The organism is Micromonospora sp. WMMD710 (assembly GCF_029626045.1).
Lineage (GTDB): Bacteria > Actinomycetota > Actinomycetes > Mycobacteriales > Micromonosporaceae > Micromonospora.
Map to the genome: position 1 here is coordinate 4,803,004 of NZ_JARUBD010000001.1, position 20,793 is coordinate 4,823,796.

Annotated in this window: 19 protein-coding genes and 1 riboswitch; of the genes, 12 read left to right on the forward strand and 7 right to left on the reverse strand. The window is 73.0% G+C overall.

The window, feature by feature from the left end; genetic code table 11:
- The first annotated feature begins 15 nt into the window (after nt 1-15).
- From O7620_RS22155 to O7620_RS22190, 8 genes are all read left to right on the forward strand, one after another.
- Nucleotides 16-1,176, forward strand: a complete 1,161-nt coding sequence (locus O7620_RS22155) for an acyl-CoA dehydrogenase family protein (RefSeq protein ID WP_151492780.1) — start codon at nt 16-18, stop codon at nt 1,174-1,176.
- Nucleotides 1,166-2,380: an acetyl-CoA C-acetyltransferase gene (locus O7620_RS22160; RefSeq protein WP_151492779.1), complete on the forward strand. Its 1,215-nt coding sequence runs from the start codon at nt 1,166-1,168 to the stop codon at nt 2,378-2,380. Before O7620_RS22155 ends, O7620_RS22160 begins: the two co-directional genes overlap by 11 nt.
- Before the next feature lie 15 nt (nt 2,381-2,395).
- Complete coding sequence (locus O7620_RS22165; protein ID WP_278124876.1) at nt 2,396-4,561, forward strand: 3-hydroxyacyl-CoA dehydrogenase NAD-binding domain-containing protein; 2,166 nt, start codon at nt 2,396-2,398, stop codon at nt 4,559-4,561.
- A complete protein-coding gene (locus O7620_RS22170; protein WP_278124878.1) occupies nt 4,558-5,679 on the forward strand; it encodes a CaiB/BaiF CoA-transferase family protein in 1,122 nt (373 codons plus the stop codon). Before O7620_RS22165 ends, O7620_RS22170 begins: the two co-directional genes overlap by 4 nt.
- 212 nt (nt 5,680-5,891) lie before the next feature.
- The gene (locus O7620_RS22175; protein WP_278124879.1) at nt 5,892-7,154 is read left to right on the forward strand and encodes a DUF2786 domain-containing protein; all 1,263 of its coding nucleotides are present in this window, start codon (nt 5,892-5,894) and stop codon (nt 7,152-7,154) included.
- Nucleotides 7,155-7,301: 147 nt separating this feature from the next.
- The gene (locus O7620_RS22180; RefSeq protein ID WP_278127104.1) at nt 7,302-7,658 is read left to right on the forward strand and encodes a YciI family protein; all 357 of its coding nucleotides are present in this window, start codon (nt 7,302-7,304) and stop codon (nt 7,656-7,658) included.
- Entirely contained in the window at nt 7,655-8,911 is a 1,257-nt protein-coding gene (locus tag O7620_RS22185; RefSeq protein ID WP_278124880.1) for a DUF6596 domain-containing protein, read from the forward strand. Before O7620_RS22180 ends, O7620_RS22185 begins: the two co-directional genes overlap by 4 nt.
- 643 nt (nt 8,912-9,554) lie before the next feature.
- The gene (locus O7620_RS22190) at nt 9,555-9,755 is read left to right on the forward strand and encodes a hypothetical protein (RefSeq protein ID WP_151488017.1); all 201 of its coding nucleotides are present in this window, start codon (nt 9,555-9,557) and stop codon (nt 9,753-9,755) included.
- A 44-nt stretch (nt 9,756-9,799) separates the two neighbouring features.
- On the opposite strand, the gene O7620_RS22195 is transcribed toward O7620_RS22190, so the two are convergent.
- Nucleotides 9,800-10,060, reverse strand: coding sequence for a hypothetical protein (locus tag O7620_RS22195; protein ID WP_278124883.1), 261 nt, complete (start codon nt 10,058-10,060; stop codon nt 9,800-9,802).
- Between the two features lie 398 nt (nt 10,061-10,458).
- Between O7620_RS22195 and O7620_RS22200 the strand changes: the two genes are divergently transcribed.
- Nucleotides 10,459-10,614 carry a hypothetical protein gene (locus O7620_RS22200; RefSeq protein WP_278124885.1) on the forward strand — a complete coding sequence of 52 codons (156 nt, stop codon included), beginning with the start codon at nt 10,459-10,461 and terminating at the stop codon, nt 10,612-10,614.
- A gap of 286 nt (nt 10,615-10,900) precedes the next feature.
- Here O7620_RS22200 and O7620_RS22205 read toward each other — a convergent pair whose 3' ends face one another.
- From O7620_RS22205 to O7620_RS22220, 4 genes are all read right to left on the reverse strand, one after another.
- Nucleotides 10,901-11,074 carry a CsbD family protein gene (locus O7620_RS22205; RefSeq protein WP_278124886.1) on the reverse strand — a complete coding sequence of 58 codons (174 nt, stop codon included), beginning with the start codon at nt 11,072-11,074 and terminating at the stop codon, nt 10,901-10,903.
- 75 nt (nt 11,075-11,149) lie between these two features.
- Nucleotides 11,150-13,396, reverse strand: coding sequence for a heavy metal translocating P-type ATPase (locus O7620_RS22210; protein ID WP_278124887.1), 2,247 nt, complete (start codon nt 13,394-13,396; stop codon nt 11,150-11,152).
- A 12-nt stretch (nt 13,397-13,408) separates the two neighbouring features.
- A complete protein-coding gene (locus O7620_RS22215) occupies nt 13,409-14,356 on the reverse strand; it encodes a hypothetical protein (protein WP_278124889.1) in 948 nt (315 codons plus the stop codon).
- Nucleotides 14,353-14,580 carry a copper ion binding protein gene (locus O7620_RS22220; RefSeq protein ID WP_151488013.1) on the reverse strand — a complete coding sequence of 76 codons (228 nt, stop codon included), beginning with the start codon at nt 14,578-14,580 and terminating at the stop codon, nt 14,353-14,355. Before O7620_RS22220 ends, O7620_RS22215 begins: the two co-directional genes overlap by 4 nt.
- Nucleotides 14,581-14,675: 95 nt before the next feature.
- On the opposite strand from O7620_RS22220, the gene O7620_RS22225 reads away from it, so the two are divergent.
- Nucleotides 14,676-14,972, forward strand: a complete 297-nt coding sequence (locus tag O7620_RS22225) for a metal-sensitive transcriptional regulator (protein ID WP_030329541.1) — start codon at nt 14,676-14,678, stop codon at nt 14,970-14,972.
- A 6-nt stretch (nt 14,973-14,978) separates the two neighbouring features.
- Here the strand turns inward: O7620_RS22225 and O7620_RS22230 are convergent, their stop codons facing one another.
- Complete coding sequence (locus tag O7620_RS22230) at nt 14,979-17,009, reverse strand: copper-translocating P-type ATPase (RefSeq protein ID WP_278124893.1); 2,031 nt, start codon at nt 17,007-17,009, stop codon at nt 14,979-14,981.
- A 314-nt stretch (nt 17,010-17,323) separates the two neighbouring features.
- On the opposite strand from O7620_RS22230, the gene O7620_RS22235 reads away from it, so the two are divergent.
- Both O7620_RS22235 and O7620_RS22240 read left to right on the forward strand, forming a co-directional pair.
- Nucleotides 17,324-18,694 (forward strand): YibE/F family protein, encoded by a 1,371-nt coding sequence (locus tag O7620_RS22235; RefSeq protein WP_151488011.1) that lies wholly within the window; start codon nt 17,324-17,326, stop codon nt 18,692-18,694.
- A 166-nt stretch (nt 18,695-18,860) separates the two neighbouring features.
- Nucleotides 18,861-18,991, forward strand: a riboswitch (cyclic di-AMP (ydaO/yuaA leader).
- 4 nt (nt 18,992-18,995) lie between these two features.
- Nucleotides 18,996-20,015 (forward strand): hypothetical protein, encoded by a 1,020-nt coding sequence (locus O7620_RS22240; RefSeq protein ID WP_278124894.1) that lies wholly within the window; start codon nt 18,996-18,998, stop codon nt 20,013-20,015.
- 57 nt (nt 20,016-20,072) lie between these two features.
- On the opposite strand, the gene O7620_RS22245 is transcribed toward O7620_RS22240, so the two are convergent.
- Nucleotides 20,073-20,789 (reverse strand): carbonic anhydrase, encoded by a 717-nt coding sequence (locus O7620_RS22245; RefSeq protein WP_278124895.1) that lies wholly within the window; start codon nt 20,787-20,789, stop codon nt 20,073-20,075.
- Nucleotides 20,790-20,793 lie beyond the last annotated feature (4 nt).

Consider the following 20,793-nt stretch of genomic DNA (forward strand, 5'->3'; position numbering starts at 1 on the left):
GCGAGGGTGGTGCACATGCCCACGCCCGACGGCTCCCCCTCGCCCTGGCGCGAACCGGAACACGACGACCTCGCCGACCTGGCCCGCACCTTCTTCACCAAGGAGGTGCTGCCGCACACCGAACGCCTGCTGGCGCAGGGCCACCCGGATCGCGAGCACTACCGTCGCGCCGGCGAGCTGGGGCTGCTCGGCCTGTCCGTCCCGGAGGAGTACGGCGGCGGAGGCGGTGGCTTCACCCACGAGGCCGTCCTGCTGCACGAGCAGGCGTACACCGGGGAGAGCAGCCTCGGGCTGGCCGTCCACAGTGGCATCGTCACCGGCTACCTGGTGGCGTACGGCAGCGAAGAGCAGAAGCGGCGGTGGCTGCCCGGCCTGTGCAGCGGTGAGCTGGTCGGCGCGATCGCGATGACCGAGCCGGACGGCGGCTCGGACCTGCAGGCCATGCGCACCCGGGCGGTCCGCGACGGCGACGACTACGTGGTCACCGGCGCGAAGACGTTCATCACCAACGGCGGACTGGCCGATCTGATCCTCGTGGCGGTGAAGACCGACCCGGAGCAGCGGGCGGCCGGCGTCTCGCTGCTGGTCTGCGAGGTCGGTGGCGACCCGGAGGGCTTCCGCCGGGGCCGGCTGCTGTCCAAGATCGGGCTGCACGCCAACGACACCGCCGAGTTGTTCTTCGACGAGTTCCGGGTGCCGGCGGCCAACCTGCTCGGGGGCGCCGAGGGGTTGGGCTTCATCCAGCTCATGCAGCAGCTTCCACAGGAACGCCTCGTGATCGGCGTCGGCGCGGTCGCCGCCATGGAACGCGCCGTCGAGCTGACCGTCGCGTACGCCAAGGAGCGCAGCGCCTTCGGCAAGACGCTGATGGGTCACCAGAACACCCGGATGGTGCTCGCCGAGTGTGCCACCCGCGCCCGGGTCAGCCGGGTCTTCCTGGACGACTGCATCGTCCGGCACAGCCGTGGCGAGCTGGACGTTTCCACCGCCGCGATGGCGAAGTCCTGGCTCACCGACGGGCAGTGCGAGGTCATCGACCGGTGCCTGCAGATCTTCGGCGGCTACGGCTACACGACGGAGTACCCGATCGCCCGGATGTACGCCGACGCGCGCGTCCAGAAGATCTACGGCGGCACCAACGAGATCATGAAGGAGCTGATCGCCCGTGCCCTCTGAGGCGTACGTCTATGACGCGGTCCGCACCCCGCGCGGACGCGGCCGGGACACCGGCGCGCTGCACGGGGTCAAGCCGATCTCGCTGGTGGTCGGCCTGATCGACGCGTTGCGTGAGCGCAACCCCGGCCTGGACGTCGGCCGGCTGGAGGACCTGCTGCTCGGCATCGTCACCCCGGTCGGCGAGCAGGGCGGTGACCTGGCCCGCGCCGCCGCCCTGCTGGCCGGGCTGCCCGATCAGGTGGGCGGGGTGCAGCTCAACCGGTTCTGCGCGTCCGGGCTGGAGGCGGTCAACGCGGCCGCCGCGCGGATCCGCTCCGGCTGGGAGCACCTGCTGCTGGCCGGCGGGGTGGAGTCGATGTCCCGGGTGCCGATGGGCTCCGACGGCGCGGCCTGGGCCACCGACCCGCAGACCGCGCTGGCCACGTCGTTCGTGCCGCAGGGGGTCAGCGCGGACCTGATCGCCACCCTGGAGGGCTTCAGCCGCGACGACGTGGACGGCTATGCGCTGCGGTCGCAGGAGCGGGCCGCCAAGGCGTGGGCCGGCGGGCACTTCGCCCGGTCGGTGGTGCCGGTCCGTGACGCCAACGGGTTGGACATCCTCACCGTCGACGAGCACCCGCGCCCGGAGACCACCCGGGAGGCTTTGGCCCGGCTCACCCCGTCGTTCGCCACGATGGGCGAGGCGGCCGGCTTCGACGCGGTGGCGTTGCAGAAGTTCCACTGGCTGGAGGCCATCGAGCACGTCCACCACGCCGGCAACTCGTCCGGCATCGTGGACGGCGCGGCGCTGGTGCTGATCGGCTCGGAGGAGGTCGGTCGGGATCTCGGCCTCACCCCGCGCGCCCGGATCGTCGGCGCGGCGGTCACCGGCGCCGACCCGACCCTCATGCTGACCGGCCCGATCCCGGCCACCCACAAGGCGCTCGCCGTCGCCGGGCTGACCCTCGACGACATCGACCTGTTCGAGATCAACGAGGCGTTCGCCGCGGTGGTGCTCAAGTACGTCCGCGATCTGGGCCTCGACCCGGACCGGGTGAACGTCAACGGCGGCGCGATCGCCCTCGGCCACCCGCTCGGCGCCACCGGAGCGATGCTGCTCGGCACGGCGTTGGACGAGTTGGAACGCCGCGACCTACGCCGCGCCGTCGTGACCCTGTGCATCGGCGGCGGCATGGGCGTCGCCACCGTTCTCGAGCGCTGCTGACCGGGGGTAAGACCGATGACCGACACCATCCGGTACGACCGTGGCGCCGACGGCATCGTCACGCTCACCCTGGACGACCCGACCCAGTCCGCCAACACCATGAACCGGGCGTACGCCGCCTCGATGAGCGCCGTCCTCGACCGGCTGGAGGCCGAGCCCGATCTCGTCGGTGTGATCGTGACCAGCGCGAAGTCGACGTTCTTCGCGGGTGGCGACCTGCCGGAGATGATCCGGGCCACCCGTGAGGACGCGCCCGCCCTCGCCGACCTGCTCGGCACCATCAAGCGGGACCTGCGCCGCCTGGAGACGCTCGGCAAACCGGTGGTCGCCGCCGTCAACGGCTCCGCGCTCGGTGGTGGCCTGGAGATCGCGCTCGCCTGCCACCACCGGGTCGCGCTGGACGCGCCCGACAGCCGGCTCGGGTTGCCCGAGGTGACCCTTGGCCTGCTGCCCGGGGCGGGCGGTGTCACCCGGACGGTCCGGATGCTCGGCCTGGCCGGGGCGCTGACCACGGTGTTACTCACCGGCCGGCGGATGCGCCCGGCCGACGCCCTCGCCGCCGGCCTGGTCGACGAGGTGGTCGCCACCGAGGCGGAGTTGCTGGACCGTGCCCGGGCCTGGATCGCGGCCAACCCGCAGCCGAAGCAGCCGTGGGACCGGCCGGACTACCGGATGCCCGGCGGCTCACCGGCCAGCCGATCGCTGGCCGCCCAGTTGCCGGCCTTCCCGGCCACCCTGCGCAAACAGCTCAAGGGTGCCCGGCTGCCCGCGCCCGAGGCGATCCTCGCCACCGCCGTCGAGGGCGCGCAGGTCGACGTGGAGACCGCGTTCACCGTGGAGACCCGGCACCTGATCGGTCTGCTCACCGGGCAGGTCGCCAAGAACATGATCGGGGCGTTCTTCTTCGACCTGAAGGCCGTCAACGGTGGTGCGGCCCGACCGTCGGGCGTGGACGTGGCGCCGGTGCGCCGGGTGGCGGTGCTCGGCGCCGGCATGATGGGCGCCGGCATCGCGTACGCCTGCGCCAGCGCCGGTCTGGACGTGGTGGTGCGGGACGTCTCGCCGGAGGCGGCGGGGCGGGCCCGGGAGCACGCCGAACGGCTGCTGGCCCGCGCGGTCCGCAAGGGCCGCGCCACCGAGGCGGACGCCCGCGCCGTACTGGACCGGATCACCATCACCGACCAGGTGGATGCCCTCACCGGCTGCGACGCGGTCATCGAGGCGGTCTTCGAGGACCCGGCACTGAAGAAGGCGGTCTTCGCCGAGGTGTTGCCGGTGCTGGCACCCGACGCGTTGCTCGCCTCCAACACCTCCACCCTGCCGATCACCGGGCTGGCCGAGGGCGTGGACCGTCCGGCCGACTTCATCGGCATGCACTTCTTCTCCCCGGTGGACCGGATGCCGCTGCTGGAGATCGTGGTCGGCGACCGGACCGGCGACGAGGCGCTGGCCCGTGCGTTCGACCTGGCCCGGCGGATCGGCAAGACCCCGATCGTGGTCAACGACGGCCGGGGCTTCTTCACCAGCCGGGTCATCGGCCGGTTCATCGACGAGGCGGTCGGCATGGTCGTCGAGGGCGTACCGGCTGCGTCGGTGGAACAGGCCGCGTTGCAGGCCGGCTACCCGACCGGGCCCCTCGCGCTGGCCGACGAGGTGAGCCTCACCCTGATCCAGCGGATCCGCCGCCAGTTCGAGGCGGCCAGCGAGGAGTACCTGCCACTGCCCGCACACCGGCTCGTCGACGAGTTGGTCGACGCGTACGACCGGCCGGGCCGCGCCGCCGGACGCGGCTTCTACTCCTACGACGACGGCACCCGGGGCCGGTTGTGGCCCGGCCTCGCCGACCTGGTCACCGACGCCGGCCGTGCCGTGCCGTTCACCGACCTCCAGGAGCGGATGCTCTTCGCCGAGGCGCTGGACGCGCTGCGCTGCCTCGACGAGGGAGTGCTGCGCACCGAGACCGACGCCAACATCGGTTCGATCTTCGGCATCGGCTTCCCGGCCTGGACAGGTGGAGTGATCCGCTACGTGCGGCAGTACGCGGGCGGGCCGGCCGGTTTCGCGGCACGGGCGGCCGAACTGGCGCAACGCTACGGCGAGCGGTTCACACCGCCGGAGGATTTGGTCGACCGGCTCGTCGCCTCGGCCGGCCGCCCCGCCGAGTCGGTGGGCACCGCGTGACGCCGGCACGCGGCGGGCCACTCGCCGGGGTGCGGGTGGTCGAGTTGGCCAGCCTCGCGCCGGCGCCGTTCGGCTGCATGGTGCTCGCCGACCTCGGCGCGGACGTGGTGCGGGTCGACCGGCCCGGCGCCCCGGGAGCCGGCCGGCTGGCCGCGCCGACCGACGGGCCGTTGCAGCGCGGCCGGCGGGTCACCACGCTGGATCTGAAGTCCCCGGACGGCGTGGCGGACCTGCTGCGCCTCGCCGAGCGGGCGGACGTGCTGGTCGAGGCGTACCGGCCGGGGGTCGCCGAGCGGCTCGGCTTCGGCCCGCAGGTGTGCCAGGACCGCAACCCCGCACTGGTGTACGCGCGGATGACCGGCTGGGGTCAGGACGGCCCGCTGGCGAGCCGCGCCGGACACGACATCGACTACATCGCGGTGGCCGGGGCGTTGGAGCCGCTCGGACGGGCCGGCGAGCGCCCGTACGCGCCGATGAACCTGCTCGGCGACTTCGGTGGCGGCGGCATGCTGCTGGCCGTGGGAGTGCTGGCCGCGCTGCTGGAACGGGAACGCTCCGGCGTCGGCCAGGTGGTCGACGCGGCCATGGTGGACGGGTCGGCGCTGCTCACCTCGTTCCTGCACGGGCTCATGGGCGGTGGCCTGTGGGCGGCGCCGCGCGGGCGCAACCTGTTCGACGGTGGGGCGCCGTTCTACGACACGTACGCCACCTCGGACGGTGGATTCATGGCCGTCGGCGCGATGGAACCGGCCTTCTACGCCGTTCTCCTCGACGGCCTCGGCCTCGCCGACGACCCGGACCTGCCCGCCCAGTACGACCCGAGCGGCTGGGACGAGCTGCGCCGACGGTTCACCGAACGGTTCGCCGAGCGGACCCGGGACGAGTGGACGGCGGTCTTCACCGAGCTGGACGCCTGCGTCGCCCCGGTACTCGCCCCCGGCGAGGCGCACCAACACCCGCACAACACCGCCCGAGGCACCTTCGTCGAGGTGGACGGCCAGATCCAACCGGCCCCGGCCCCCCGCTTCAACCGCACACCAGCACCGCGCCCGACCCCGGCCCCCGACCCGACCCGCAACGCCCTACCGGTAGAGCAGATCCTCACCACCTGGCCCTAACACCCACCCACACCGACCTCCCTAAGTTGATCAAGAGGTTCGCGTCAGGGAGCCGTCCTCTGATGACGCGAACCTCTTGATCAACGCGGCAGAGCGGGCCTGGGAGCGGCGAGCGGGCGGGCGGGCGGGCGGCGACTTCCCTGTTTCGCGCCGCCGGCACCTGGCGCGGCATGATCATGGAGCCTGAAGGGTCAGCCGAGAAGGAGGTGCACGTGCCGGACGCGGACGAACTCGTCGCCAACGCGCTCGCGGCGGTGCGCGGCACCGACGTACGCCAGGCCGAACGGCAGCTGGACCAGCTGATGGTCGGCACCGGCGCGGCGGACGGCACCACGGCGGTCGACGCGGCGTTGCTGCGTCGCCTGGTCCGTGGCCTGGGGCGGCTCTGGCCGCGCGGGTGGCAGCCGGCCGACGTGCACCGGCTCACCGCGCGACGGCTCGACGCCCGCGCGGCCCGGCTGGTCGGTGACGCGATGGCCGCCCAGCGGCCCGAGCAGGCCGAGCCGGTCCCCACCTGGTGGGACGACCAGCTCCGCGAGCTGACCGCCGAGGTGCGCCACGACGACCGGGGCGTGCTGGCCGGCTGGGCCAGCCGCGAAGGGCTGGACCGGGTCGACGCCCTCCGCGCCGCCATCGACGTACTCGCGCTGGTGGAGAGCCTGCCGCCGATCGCGGTGCTGCGCCCGCCGCCCGGCTCGACCGGCGCGGCGATCCCCCGCGCGGCCGGTACGGCCCGCAGTGGGTCGCCGATGCTGGATCGGGTACGGGCGCTGCTGGCGAAGGCGGAGTCGACGACCTTCCCGGCCGAGGCGGAGGCGTTGACCGGCAAGGCACAGGAGTTGATCGCCCGGCACAGCATCGACGAGGCGTTACTGGCCGCCGGGGCGGAGAGCGGCGACGTGCCGGGCGGAGTCCGGCTGAGCACCGACCCCCCGTACGCGGGCGCGAAGGCCCTGCTGGTGCAGGAGGTGGCTGCGGCGAACCGGTGCGAGGCGGTCTGGTCCGACGACCTGGGCTTCACCACCGTGCTGGGCTGGCCGGCGGACCTGGTGGCGGTGGAGTTGCTCTACACGTCGCTGCTGGTCCAGGCGACCGCCGCGATGCTGCGCGGGCGTACCGAGCGCCGAGCGGGGTCGGGCCGGCGGACGAAGGTGTGGGACGAGTCGTTCCTCAACGCGTTCGCGCTGCGGATCGGTGAACGGCTGCGGACGGCCACCGACGCGGCCACCGACGCCGCGGACCAGGCGGCGGCCGGGACGGCTGGGGCGGAGCTGCTGTTGCCGGTGCTCGCCAAGCGCGGCGAGGCGGTCCGGGAGCGGCTGGACACCCTGTTCCCCGGCGTCACCCGGCACCGGCTCAGTGTCCGCGACGCCGAGGGCTGGTCGTCGGGCACGTCGGCCGCCGACCGGGCGTCGCTGGAGGTCGGCGGCGGCGGAAAGCCTCGACAGGTGCCCGGACGGCCCGATCGGCGCTGACCCGATCGGCGTGGGACCGCCGTCGGGGAGGTTTTCTGCGATTTTCTTCGGTACGCGGTAGGGAACGGGCTGACGGCTCCGACCCTCCGGTGAGCCGCACCCCGACCGGGGTGCGACCAGGACGCGAGGAGCATCGCCGTGAAGTACATGCTGCTGATCTGGAACCGGCCCGGCTTCACCGAGGAGCTGTCCGAGCAGGACCGTACCGCCCTGTTCGGCGAGGTCGACGAGATCATGAAGGAGCTGACCGAGACCGGCGAGCTGATCGGCGGCCAGGCGTTGGCCAATCCGTCGCAGACCCGTACGGTCCGGCTCGCCGGCGGCCACCCGGAAGTCGTCGACGGACCGTTCATGGAGAGCAAGGAGCAGTTCGCCGGTTACCTGGCTGTCGACTGCGACAGTCCCGAGCGGGCCGCCGAGATCGCCGCCCGCTGGCCGGACGTCCGCTTCGGCGGCGCGATGGAGGTCCGTCCGATCATGGACGAGGCCGGGACGGAGATGTGACCGGGGACCGGACGGTCGAGGATCTGCTGCGCACGCTCGCGCCGCAGGTCCTCGGCCTGCTGGTCCGCCGGCACGGGCAGTTCGACAGGTGTGAGGACGCGGTCCAGGAGGCGCTGCTCGCCGCCGCCCTGCAATGGCCCGGGCAGGGCGTACCGGACAATCCCCGTGCCTGGCTGCTCACCGTCGCCACCCGCCGGCTCACCGACGAGTGGCGCAGCGAGCGCGCCCGCCGCGACCGCGAGATGGCGGTGGCGTTGCGGGAGCCGGCGTACGGTCAGGTGGCGCCACCGGCCGACGCGGAGCCGGCGGTGGCGGACGCCGACGACACCCTCACCCTGCTGTTTCTCTGCTGTCATCCGGCACTGGCCGGGTCGGCGCAGGTGGCGCTCACGCTGCGCGCGGTCGGCGGGCTCAGTACCGCCCAGATCGCCCGGGCGCACCTGCTGCCGGAGGCGACGATGAGCCAGCGGATCCGCCGGGCGAAGCAGCGGATCGAGGCCGCCGGCGCCCGCTTCGACATGCCGGCGCCGGGTGAGCGGGAGGAGCGGCTACGCACGGTGTTGCGGGTGCTCTATCTGATCTTCAACGAGGGGTACACGGCCTCCAGCGGGCCGGACCTGCACCGGGTCGACCTGACCGGCGAGGCGATCCGGCTGGCCCGCATCCTGCACGGGCTGCTGCCCGACGATGGTGAGGTGGCCGGCCTGCTGGCGCTGATGCTGCTCACCGACGCGCACCGGGCGGCCCGGGTGGGTCCGGACGGCGAGTTGGTGCCGCTGGCCGAGCAGGACCGCAGCCGCTGGGACGCCGCCGCCACCGCGGAGGGGATCGCGCTGATCACGGAGGCGTTGACCTGGTCGCCACCCGCCCCGTACCAGCTCCAGGCGGCGATCGCCGCCGTGCACGCCGAGGCGCCGACGGCGGCGCAGACGGACTGGCGGCAGATCGTCGCGCTCTACCGGCTGCTGGCCCGGATCGCCCCGAATCCGATGGTCACCCTCAACCAGGCGGTGGCGGTCGCCATGGTGGACGGTCCACGCGCCGGGCTGGCCCTGCTCACACCACTGGACGCCGACGAGCGCACGGCCGGGCACCACCGGCTCGCCGCCGTCCGGGCGCACCTGCTGGAGCTGGCCGGTGAGCCCGGTGCGGCGCGGGAGGCGTACCTGGCGGCGGCGCGTGGCACCACGAGCCTGCCGGAGCAGCGGTACCTGGAGGTGCGGGCGGCGCGGCTGGCCGCCGGGCGGCACTGACCGTCCGACAGCCGCGCGGTCAGACCACGGGGTCGACGGCCGGACAGCGCGCGCCCCACTCGGGTACCACCTGGTCGATCAGGTAGGCGCGACGGCGTCCTTGGCGATTATGCAGATGAGGGATTTCTAGTAACGCTGCGATCGGTCCCGACCACCCGGTACGCCTTCAACCGGTCGCGCGCCCACCGCAGTTCGCTGCACCCACCTGGCCGGCAGCGCTGGCACGACCCATGCGCCTGGTGCTGCGCGAGGGTCTGCCGGGCCAGCATCGGCACCCACACCGACCGGGGCAACTCCCGCTCGATCACCTGCGGTGCGCCTTGAGCGTGTCTCGTGCCCACGTCAGCATGTCGCACCGGTCGCCCTGGCACTGTGCTCAGCCTCCGGTGGCCCGGTGCTCGCTGGGTGGCTTGTGATGCTGGGTGATCACCCGTTGCGCGGTCCAACCGACCAGCGCTGGCGTCACAGGTCCGTCGTCCATGGCCACGGCTCTACCTCCAGAACGGGCAGGTCCGGCCACCGATCCCTGATCAGGTGACCGGACCGCATCCGGTTGTCGCCCCGCCAGCCTCCCTTGCAACGTGCACACCGTCAAGCTTGGAAGTGGCAACGTGCGCACGTAACACGTACATACGGTCATGGCGTGAGACTCGTGGCGCTCTCCGACATCGCGGACATGCTCGGCGGCGTGTCGCGCACCCGCGCCACCGAGATCACGAACCGCGCGACCTTCCCGGCACCGATTGATACGGTCGCCAGCGGCAAGGTGCGAGTCTGGGACCGCGCCGACGTCGAAGCGTGGATCAAGAAGCACCGGCCGCACCAAGCGCGTGACGAAAGCTGAGACGGCCCGGACCCTGCCAAGGTCCGGGCCGTCTGCCGTACCGCTTACTGCTTCTCCACCACACCCTTGAGCCAGTCGGAGATGTAGTAGAGGCTCGTGCCGGCGTCGGAGGCACCCGGGCCATCGAGCTTGTCGGCTACGTCCTTCACGGCGTCGCGGAGTCGGTTCAACTCCTGCGCAACGGCCAGCATCGCGTACGCCGCGCCGCACTGGCGGAGGTCGTTGGCATTCAGCTTGACCCCCGATTCGTCGTCCCGCTGCTCTGCGCCGGACAGGTAGTTGGCGGCCAGCCCCCGGTAGTTCATCTCGGAGCACGTCTGGCACACCTGCGCGGAGCACCGACGGCGAAAACGGCGATCCGTCAGACAGCGTCCACATACTTATCCACAGCGACACCCCGCAAGTTGTCGCACTGATGTGCATTTGCCCTCTAGCTGCGACGCCCTGGCGCACGCGCGGGCGAGTCGGTAGTGGAGGGAGGTGCCGTTACAGTCCAACCGAGCGCGCGAGACGGGCCGCCGAACGCTCAGTGGTGGGGTCGCTGTCCGGTGCGAAAGCTAGATTGCTCCAACGGAAGTAGCCGGCCTGGCTCGCCAGGTCAAGGCGGCCGGCTCCCGGGGATGGCACTCCCCGGGGCCGCCTTGAACGGTCACGTCCGCTCATGTCCGAGGCAAGAACCATCTATGAGGGAGAACGAGACCCAGTGACCACGGGTACCGGGCCGCACCAGCCCGGGGGACCTGGCAGCACGGAGAACGCCCTGATCGCGGGGTTGTTGCTGGTGACGGCGCTGTCCATCGGGGCGCTGCTCTGCATCGTCTTGAGCAGCGCCGAGGAGATGGGCGACGTCGCCCGGTAGCGATTCCTGCCATCAGCGGAATTGCCCTGGCCGCGATCGGCGCGATTGCGGTCGTGCTGCGTAAGCGGCCTCCCCGGAGCCGGCGCTAGCGCGAGCGGCAGTGGGGGTTGTTAAAAGCACCTCCCTGCCAGCCGTTCGCCCACAACTTCATCAAGGCGGGCGACACTGACCCGGAGAAGATGTCGCCAGGGGGTCGGATGCCGGCTTCACTGATTCGGACCGGCTGGTCAGCGCGACGCCGGGCCGGTAAATGATCACCGGCCCGGCGTGCGGGTTACGTCGTACGTCAGCTCTTGAAGGCGTCCTTGATCTTCTCGCCGGCCTGCTTGAGCTTGGCGATGGACTGGTCAGCGCGGCCCTCGGCCTCGAGCTGCTCGTTGTCGGTGGCCCGACCGGCGCCTTCCTTCAGCTTGCCGGTCGCGTCCTCGGTGGCGTTGTTGATCTTGTCGTCGATACCCATTGCCAACCTCCAATTGCAAGCGTCTCTACGACCCCAGAGGTACCCCCGCCGTCACCACTCCAACCATTACCGCCGTCACAGATCACCAGCAGCCGGGCGGAACCGGCGCAGGCGCAGGCTGTTAGCCACCACGAAGACCGAGGACAACGCCATGGTGGCGCCGGCGATCATCGGGCTGAGCAGCCCGGCGGCGGCCAACGGCAGGGCCGCCACGTTGTAGCCGAACGCCCAGAAGAGGTTGCCCCGGATGATGCCGAGCGTGCGCCGGGACAGTCGGATCGCGTCCACCGCCGCGTCCAGGTCGCCTCGGACGAGCGTGAGGTCGGACGCCTCGATCGCCACGTCGGTGCCGGTGCCCATGGCCAGACCCAGGTCGGCCTGGGCCAGCGCCGGGGCGTCGTTGACCCCGTCACCGACCATCGCCACCGACCGCCCCTCGGCCTGGAGCCGCTGCACGACGTCGACCTTGCCGGCGGGCAGCACCTCGGCGATCACCTCGTCCACGCCCACCTCGGCGGCGACCGCGCGGGCCACGGTGGCGTTGTCCCCGGTCAGCAGGATCGGGGTGAGCCCCAGCGCGCGCAACCGCGCAACGGCCGCCCGGCTGGTCGGCCGGACCACGTCGGCGACCGCGAGGACCCCTCGGGCCCGCCCGTCCCAACCGGCGAGGATCGCCGTCCGGCCGGCGGCCTCCGCGTCGCTGACGGCCCACTCGACCTCCGGCGGTACGTCGAGTCCCCGCTCGCGCAGCAGCCGGGGCCGACCGACCAGCACGACCCGCCCGTCGACGGTGCCGGTCACGCCCAGCCCCTCGAGGTTGGCGAAGCCGGTGACCGGAGGCAGCGTGCCGGCCTCGGCGGCGCCCGCGGCGACCGCACGGGCGATCGGGTGCTCGGAGGCGGCCTCCACCGCCCCGGCCAACCGGAGCAGCTCGCCGCGGTCCTCCCCGCTCGCCGGCACCGCGTCCACCAGGGTCATCCGGCCGGTCGTCACGGTGCCGGTCTTGTCCAGCACCACGGTGTCCACCCGCCGGGTCGACTCCAGCACCTCCGGCCCCTTGATCAGTACGCCGAGCTGGGCGCCCCGCCCGGTGCCGACCAGCAACGCGGTCGGGGTGGCCAGGCCGAGCGCGCACGGGCAGGCGATGATCAGCACGGCCACGGCGGCGGTGAACGCGGCGGTCGGGCCGGCACCGGTGCCGAACCACCAGCCGAGCGTGCCGACGGCGAGGGTGATGACGATCGGCACGAAGACCCCGGAGATCCGGTCGGCCAGCCTCTGCACCGCCGCCTTGCCGCTCTGCGCCTGCTCGACCAGGTCGGCCATCCGGGCGAGCTGGGTGTCGCCGCCGACCCGGGTGGCGGTGACGACCAGCCGGCCACCCGCGTTGATCGTGGCACCGACCACGCCGTCACCGGGACCGACCTCGACCGGCACCGACTCGCCCGTCAGCATGCTGGCGTCGACGGCCGACGTGCCCTCGTCGACCACCCCGTCGGTGGCGATCTTCTCCCCGGGCCGGACCACGAACCGGTCGCCCACGGCGAGCCGGTCCACCGGTATCCGGGTCCCCACGCCGTCGCGCAGCACCGCCACGTCCCTGGCGCCGAGTTCGAGGAGGGCGCGCAGGGCCGCGCCGGCGGTGCGCTTGGACCGCGCCTCGAAGTAGCGGCCGGCCAGGATGAACACCGTCACCCCGGCGGCCGCCTCCAGGTAGATGGTGCCGGCGCCGTCGGTGCGGGTGATGTCGAGGCGGAACGGGTGTGTCATGCCGGGCAGACCGGCGTCGCCGAGGAAGAGCGCCCACAGCGACCAGCCGAACGCGGCCAGGGTGCCGAGCGAGACCAGCGTGTCCATGGTCGCCGCGCCGTGGCGCAGGTTGGTCCAGGCGGCCCGGTGGAACGGCAGGCCACCCCAGACCACCACCGGGGCGGCGAGGGTCAGCGACAGCCACTGCCAGTAGTCGAACTGCCAGGCCGGGACCATGGCCAGCAGGACCACGGGCACGCTGAGCGCCACCGACACCCACAGCCGGGTACGCGGGCCGCGCAGCGGGTCCACCGGCTGCTCTGCGGTCGGCGGGGCCGGCAACGCCGCCGAGTAGCCGGTCTTCTGGACGGTGTCGATCAGGTCGTCGGGCGTGACGCCGTCGGCGTAGCGGACGGTGGCCTTCTCGGTGGCGTAGTTGACGGTGGCGCTCACCCCGTCCATCCGGTTCAGCTTCTTCTCGATCCGGGCGGCGCAGGCGGCGCAGGTCATCCCCCCGATCGCCAGCTCGATCCGGTTCGGCGCCTCGGGCAGGGGTCTGCTGGTGGTGGTCATCGTCTGGTCCCGTCAGTTGTGCCCGTGCCCGGGGGTGCCGTGCTCGGCGCCTCCGGTCGGCGCGGGTCCGCTCGCGCCGGGGTCGCCCCCGGTCGGGGCGGTGCCGGCGACGACGGTGAACTCGGCGGTGTGCACCGCCCCGCCGTGCCGGAAGTCGAGGTAGAGCCGGTAGCTGCCGGTCGACGGCACCTCGGCGAGGAAGGTGACGTTCGGGCCGGGACGGGTCCGGCCGTCGCCGGGTGTCCCGTCCGGGTGCACGTGCAGGTACGCGAGGTCACCCCGGCGCAGCGCCACCAGGTGGCCGTACGCGCCCAGGTAGGGCTCCAGGTCGGTGACCGGCTGCCCGGCACGGCTGACGGTCAGGGTGAGCGACGAGGTGCGGCCGGGCTGCGGCGCGCCGGTCAGGGTGACCGTGTAACCGTCGACGGTGGTGCTGGTCGCCGGTGCGGGCAGCGGCCGCTCGGTCAGCTCCCCGGGGACGGTCACGTCGACACCGAGGGTCAGCGGCTCACCCCGGGTCGGGGCGAAGTCGGCGAAGGCACGCCACTGGCCGGGGCCGGCCAGCGGGGTGGCGACCCGCCAGGTGCCGTCCGGGCCGAGGTCGGGGTGGACGTGGCGGAAACCGGAGAGGTCCCGCCGGGCCACGATCAGGTGCATCCGCTTGTCGTGCGCCACGTCGTACCGGGTGACCGGGCGGCCGTCCGGGCCGTCGATCCGGAAGGCGAACTCGCCGGCCGGGGCGCCGACCGGGGCGAGGGTGTAGCCCCGGTCGGAGACGAGCAGGCCGCCGGGGAGCCGGTCGGCCGTCTCGTCGTGGCCCCCCGCCGAGGTGGCGCCGCCGTCGTGCCGACTCTCCACGGCGGGCACCTCGGGGTCGACCACCTGGCCAACCTCGTACGCCGTGCCGAAGACCGCAACGAGAGCGAGGGCGAACCCGCCCAGTCGGGTCACCGTGCTCACGCCGGGACTTCCGACGACCCGTCCACGAGGTCGTAGCCGGCCTCGTCGACGGCGGCCCGGACGCTCGCCACGTCCAGCGGCTGGTCGCTGCTCACGGTGACCCGGCCGCTGGCGAGATCGACCTGGACGTCGCGCACACCCGCGAGGGCGCCCACCTCGGCGCTCACCGCGCTGACGCAGTGCCCACAGGTCATGCCCTGCACCTGGTACGTCGTGTTGACCATCGGACCGTCTCCTCCGCCTCGCTTACCGGTACCCGGTGGGGGTATCGCACGAAGGACCGTACCATACCCCCCAGGGGTAGGCTATCCTGGTCGCCATGACCGCACCCACCCCGATCCGCGGGTACACCGCCAGCAAGGACCAGCTGCTCGCGCGGCTCCGCCGCGTCGAGGGGCAGGTCCGGGGGATCGAGAAGATGGTCGACGACGACCGCTACTGCATCGACGTGCTCACCCAGATCTCCGCGATCCAGGCCGCCCTGGACAAGGTGGCGCTGGGGCTGCTCGACGGGCACGCCCGGCACTGCATGCACGAGGGCGCCGCCGAGGGCCGCGCCGACGAGATGGCCACCGAGATGATGGCCGCGGTCGGCCGGCTGATGAAGCGCGGCTGACGCCCCTCAGTCCCGCTCCGGGTCGAGCCGCACCCGCCGCAGCAACTGGGCGTTGAGCGCGACCACGACGGTGGACGCGGACATCAGCACCGCGGCCAGCGCCGGGCTCAACGCCACCCCGGCCCAGGCCAGCACCCCGGCCGCCAACGGCAGCGCCACCGCGTTGTAGCCCGCCGCCCAGGCCAGGTTCTGCCGCATCTTCCGGTACGACGCCCGGGACAGCCGCACCACGGCAGCCACCCCGCGCGGGTCCGACGAGGCGAGCACCACCCCGGCCGACTCGATCGCCACGTCGGTGCCCGCACCGATCGCGATGCCCACATCCGCGCGGGCCAGGGCGGGCGCGTCGTTCACCCCGTCGCCGACCATCGCCACGGTCAGGCCCCGGCGCCGGAGTTCGGCCACCCGGCCGTCCTTGTCGGCGGGCAGCACCTCGGCGAAGACCTCGTCGACGCCGGGACGGAACCCGAGTTCGGCAGCGACCGCCTCGGCCACCGGCCGCGCGTCTCCGGTGATCATGGCGATGGTCCGGACACCCTCGGCACGCAACTCGTCGACGGCCCGCCGCGCCTCCGGACGCACCTCGTCGGCCAACGCGAACGCGCCGAGCACGGTGTCCGGCAGCCGCACCAGGTGCAGCACCGCCGCACCGCGCGCCGACCAGTGCCCGATCGCCGCCTCCAGATCGGCCGGGAGGGACACCCCCAGCTCGCGGAGCAGCGCCGGCCCACCCACCGCGTACCGCGTACCGTCGACGGTTGCCTGCACCCCGCGGCCCGGCAGCGACCGGAACCCGGCCGCCCGAGCCGGACCGGCGGGCCCCGCCGCCGCGACGATCGCCCGGGCCAACGGGTGCTCGCTGTCCGACTCCACCCCGGCAGCGAGCCGCAGCGCCTCGTCCCGGTCGACACCCGCCGCGGCCAGCACGTCGGTGACGGCGTGCTCGCCCCGGGTCAGGGTGCCGGTCTTGTCGAAGAGCACCGCGCCCACGGTCCGCATCCGCTCCAGCGCCAACCGGTCCTTCACCAGGATCCCGGATCGCGCGGCAAGCGCGGTGGAGAGCGCGACGACGAGCGGAATGGCCAGGCCGAGCGCGTGCGGGCAGGCGATCACCAGGACGGTGACCGCGCGCACCACCGCCTCGTCGGGCTGGCCGAGCGCCGTCCACACCAGCACGGTCAGCACGGCGGTGCCGGTGGCCACGTAGAACAACGCGGCGGCGAACCGGTCGGCCAGCAGTTGGGCACGACCGCCGGAACGCTGCGCCTGGGCGACCATGCGCTGGATGCCGGCGAGGGCCGTCTGGGCACCCAGCGCCTCGACACGTACCCGGATCGCCGAGTCGGTGGCGACGGTGCCCGCCACCACCCGGTCGCCGACCGCGCGGGCAACCGGCCGCGACTCGCCGGTGATCATTGATTCGTCCAGCTCCGCGCCGCCGTCGACGATGCCCCCGTCGGCCGGCACCCGACCGCCCGGGCGGACCAGCACCACATCGCCGACCCGCAGCTCGCCGACGGACACGGCCTCGACCCGCCCGTCGGCGGTCACCCGCTCGGCGTCGTCGGGCAGCAGCGCGGCCAGCGCCGCGAGCGCGCCCCGAGCCTGTCCGATGGCCTTCATCTCCTGCCAGTGCCCGAGCAGCATGATGGTGACCAACGCCGCCAGCTCCCACCAGAAGTCCAGGTCGAAGGCACCCACGCTGGTGGCCAGCGACGCGGTGTACGCGACGGTGATCGCCATCGCGATCAGCAGCATCATGCCCGGCGCCCGGTCCCGGACCTCCCGGACCGCACCGACCAGGAACGGCCAGCCACCCCACCAGAACACCACCGAGCCGAGCACCGGCCCCACCCAGGAACGCCCCGGAACATCCCCGCGCAGGCCGAGCCGGTCCGCCACGAGGTGACTGGTCAACACCACCGGCACGGTGAGCACCAGACAGACCCAGAACCGGCGACGGAACATCGCCGGATCGTGACCGGCGTGCTTGTCGTGCCCGCCACGATGCCGGTCCTGCGGTGACTCAGCGCGCATGACTCCACCATCCAGCCCCGCACGCCGCCCCGCGGGCTGTTCGACAACCCCCGACACTCCGCCACGACCTGCGTCCCGCGCCCGGGCTGGTTAGCATTTCCGGCGATGGCCCTCCGGATCCCGCCGCGCAGTCCGGCGCCGACACCGCCTCGACGCGGCGGCGCCCCCGGCCGAGCCGACCCCTCGTTCACGGTGTGTGACCAAACGGTCGTCATCCAGCGATCCGTCGCGCCCGCCGCCGCAATACCGCGGCGGCGGTGAACCGACCGGCCCGTCGGCACGTACCCCGCACCGGATTCGTTGGGAGTCTCGCATTGGGTTCCGACCACACCCGTTCCGCTCCGTCCGCCCCGCCCCGGGTACGACGGATCCTCGTCGCGACGGTGGTACCCCTGTTCGTCGCCACGGTGGTCGCGGCGCTGGTGCTCTGGCCCCGCGACGGCACGCCGGAGACCGGCGGCGGCGCGGACGTCCCGCGCTACCAGGGCACCGTGACCCGTGTGGTGACCGAGCCGTGCCCGCCCACGCCGCAGACCCCGGAGGGCACACCGGACGCCGGCGACGGGCCGTGCGGCACCGTGGACGTCCGGGTGCAGAACGGGCCGAGTGCCGGGCAGCAGGTCCAGACTCCGGTACCGGACGGCCCGGGGGCGCCCCGGGTCGACGTCGGCGACGAGGTCATCCTGGTCGAGCTGAACGACCCGGCCGATCCCAGCGCCAGCAGCTGGAACATCGCCGAACACCAGCGCGGCACGCCGCTGGTGTGGCTCGCGGTGGTCTTCGCCGCCGCGATCGTGGCGTTCGGCCGGTGGCGTGGCCTGGCCGCGCTCGCCGGGCTGGCCGCGAGCTTCGCCATCCTGCTCACCTTCGTGCTGCCGGGCATCGCGGCCGGTCGGTCACCGCTGCTCGTGGCGGTCGTCGGCGCCGCGCTGATCATGTTCGTGGTGCTCTACCTGACGCACGGGGTGACCGCGCAGACCTCGGTCGCCGTGCTCGGCACCCTGGGCAGCCTGGTGCTCACCGGCGTGCTGGCCACCATCGCCACCGCCGCCACCCACCTGACCGGCTTCGGCAGCGAGGACGCCACCACGCTGTCGATGTTCCAGGCCGACGTGGACCTGCACGGCCTGCTCCTCGCCGGGATCATCATCGGTTCGCTCGGGGTGCTCGACGACGTGACGGTCACCCAGGCGGCCACCGTCACCGAGCTGGCGAACGCCAACCCCGGCCTGACCCGGTTGCAGCTCTACCGGGCGGCCACCCGGGTCGGCCGGGCCCACATCGCCTCCACGGTCAACACCATCGTGCTGGCGTACGCGGGCGCCTCGCTGCCCCTGCTGCTCCTGCTCACCGCCGACACGCGCCCCCTCGGCCAGATCCTCACCAGCGAGTTCCTCGCGCAGGAGATCGTCCGCAGCGCGGTCGCCACCCTCGGCCTGATCGCCGCCGTACCGCTGACCACCGGGCTCGCCGCGGTGGTGACCGCCGCCGGCCGGTCGGCTGCCGCGCCGGCCGACGACGCCCCCGCCGGGCGGCCCCGGCCGGACCGGGCGGAAGCGCTGGCCGCCCTGAGCTCCCCCCGCACGGGTCCACCGGACGGACCGGACCCGACGGGGCCCACACCCCCGCCCACCGCCACCGACCGGTGGCCAGAGCCGAACAGGAGCACGGATACGGCATGGTGACACTCCTCAGCGTGACCAGATCGGGCATCCGGCCTGAGAACCGCATCACTGGTCACTCAACGCCATGGCGAAATGACGCTTTTAGTCGGCATCGGGACGTAGCTCAGGCGGTCGACTCTCGGGTAACCTCGCTGCCGGTCACCGCCGAAGGCGCGAAGCGGCGCCTGCGGTACCACCGCCCAATCGCCAACCGGCGAGCCGGGAACCCAGGTACGTGGGGTGAATCCGCGACAGCGGTAGGGGCCACTTCCGCCCCGAACCCGTCAGCTAACCCGGTCGGCGGTCGACGGAAGGGAACATTGTGACGGCACCCCTACGCCGCTGGTTGACACCGGTGGTGGCCGTGATCGCCGCACTGACCGTGCTCGCCGGGCCCCTCCCCGCGCACGCCGCCCCGACGACTCCCACGCCGTCCGGGCACGAGGAGGACGGCGAGCCCAAGCTGCTCACCGACGTCATCGAGAAGACCAACCGGGACTACGTCGCCGCCAAGTCCAAGCTGGACAAGTCCAAGAAGCGACAGCTCGAACTCTCGCACGAGGTGGACCGCGCGAAGGCCGACCTGGAGGCCCTGGCCCCGCAGGTCGGTCAGATCGCCGCCCAGTCGTACCGGACCGGTCGGATCGGCGCGATCGCGATGCTGCTGGAGAGCGACGCCCCCGACTCGTTCGTCCGGCGCGTCGCCACGCTCGACGAGATGAACATGGTCAACGAGAAGAAGCTCGCCGAGGTCAACGCGGTGAAGTTTCGCGCCGAGCAGGCCAAGCTGGCCCTCGACGCGGAGGTCCGCGAGCAGCAGAAGCAGGCCGCCCTGATGGCCAAGGAGAAGCGCGACGCGGACAAGGCGCTCGCCCTGGTCGGCGGCCAGGGCTTCACCGGCGGTCTGGTGGACGCCACCTCACGGGTCGCCGCGATCGGCCCCGGCCGGACCGTCGACGGTGAGTGGAAGTCCGAGTCCTGCAGCGAGAACGACCCCACCACCTCCGGCTGCATCACGCCGCGCACGCTGCACGCGTACAAGGAGGTCAAGAAGGCCGGCTTCAACCGGTTCGTCGGCTGCTACCGCCCCGGCGGGCCGTGGGAGCACCCGAAGGGCCGCGCCTGCGACTGGTCGTTGCAGAAGAGCGGCTTCAGCCCGTGGCACAACGACGACACCCGCATGTACGGCAACAACGTTGCCGCATTCCTCATCCGTAACGCCGACCGCCTCGGCATCTACTACGTGATCTGGAACCGGCAGATCTGGTTCCCGGCAACCGGCTGGAAGTCGTACAGCGGGGACTCGGACCACACCGACCACGTCCACATGTCGATGCTCTGACCCGCACCTCTCGCTGTCGAGGGCCGTCCCGCGTCACGCGGGGCGGCCCTCGTCGCGTCAGGCGGCTGCCGCCGCAGACCCGTCGGGCACGTCGAGCGTCGCCACGCCGGCCGGGACGGCGGCGACCGGGCGCACCACTCCGGCGGCCAGCCGGTACGACACGCCCACTACCGCGCACCGTCCCCGCGCCACCTCGTCGGCCAGCACGGACGACTGCCCGAGCAACGTCTCGACGGTCTGCGCGATGTGAATGTCGACGATGCCGTCGATGTCGTCGACCCCCTCGGCGGCGGCCCGACGGAGGCTGGGCAGGACGGCGTCGACCACCGCGCCCAGGTGCCCCGCCGGTGCGACGCCGGTGGCGGTGACCTCCCGGGCCGCCTGGACCGCGCCGCACGAGTCGTGGCCCAGCACGACCACCAGCGGGGTGCCGAGCACGGTCACGGCGTACTCGACGCTGCCCAGCACCTCCGGGCCGGTCGTGTGCCCGGCCGTGCGGACCACGAACAGGTCCCCCAGCCCCCGGTCGAAGATGATCTCGGCGGCCAACCGTGAGTCGGAGCAGCCGACGATCACCGCGAACGGGTGCTGTCCGTCGGCCACCGCGGCCCGGTGCCCGGCGTCCTGGTTGGGGTGGCGCGGGGAGCCGCTGACGAAACGCCGGTTGCCGGCGACCAGCTCGGCGTACGCCCGGGCCGGTTCGGTGTGCGTCGACGACTCGTCTGCGCCGCGCTGCGAACCCGGCTGCCCGCCGGATGCTCCGGGAAGACTCATCCCC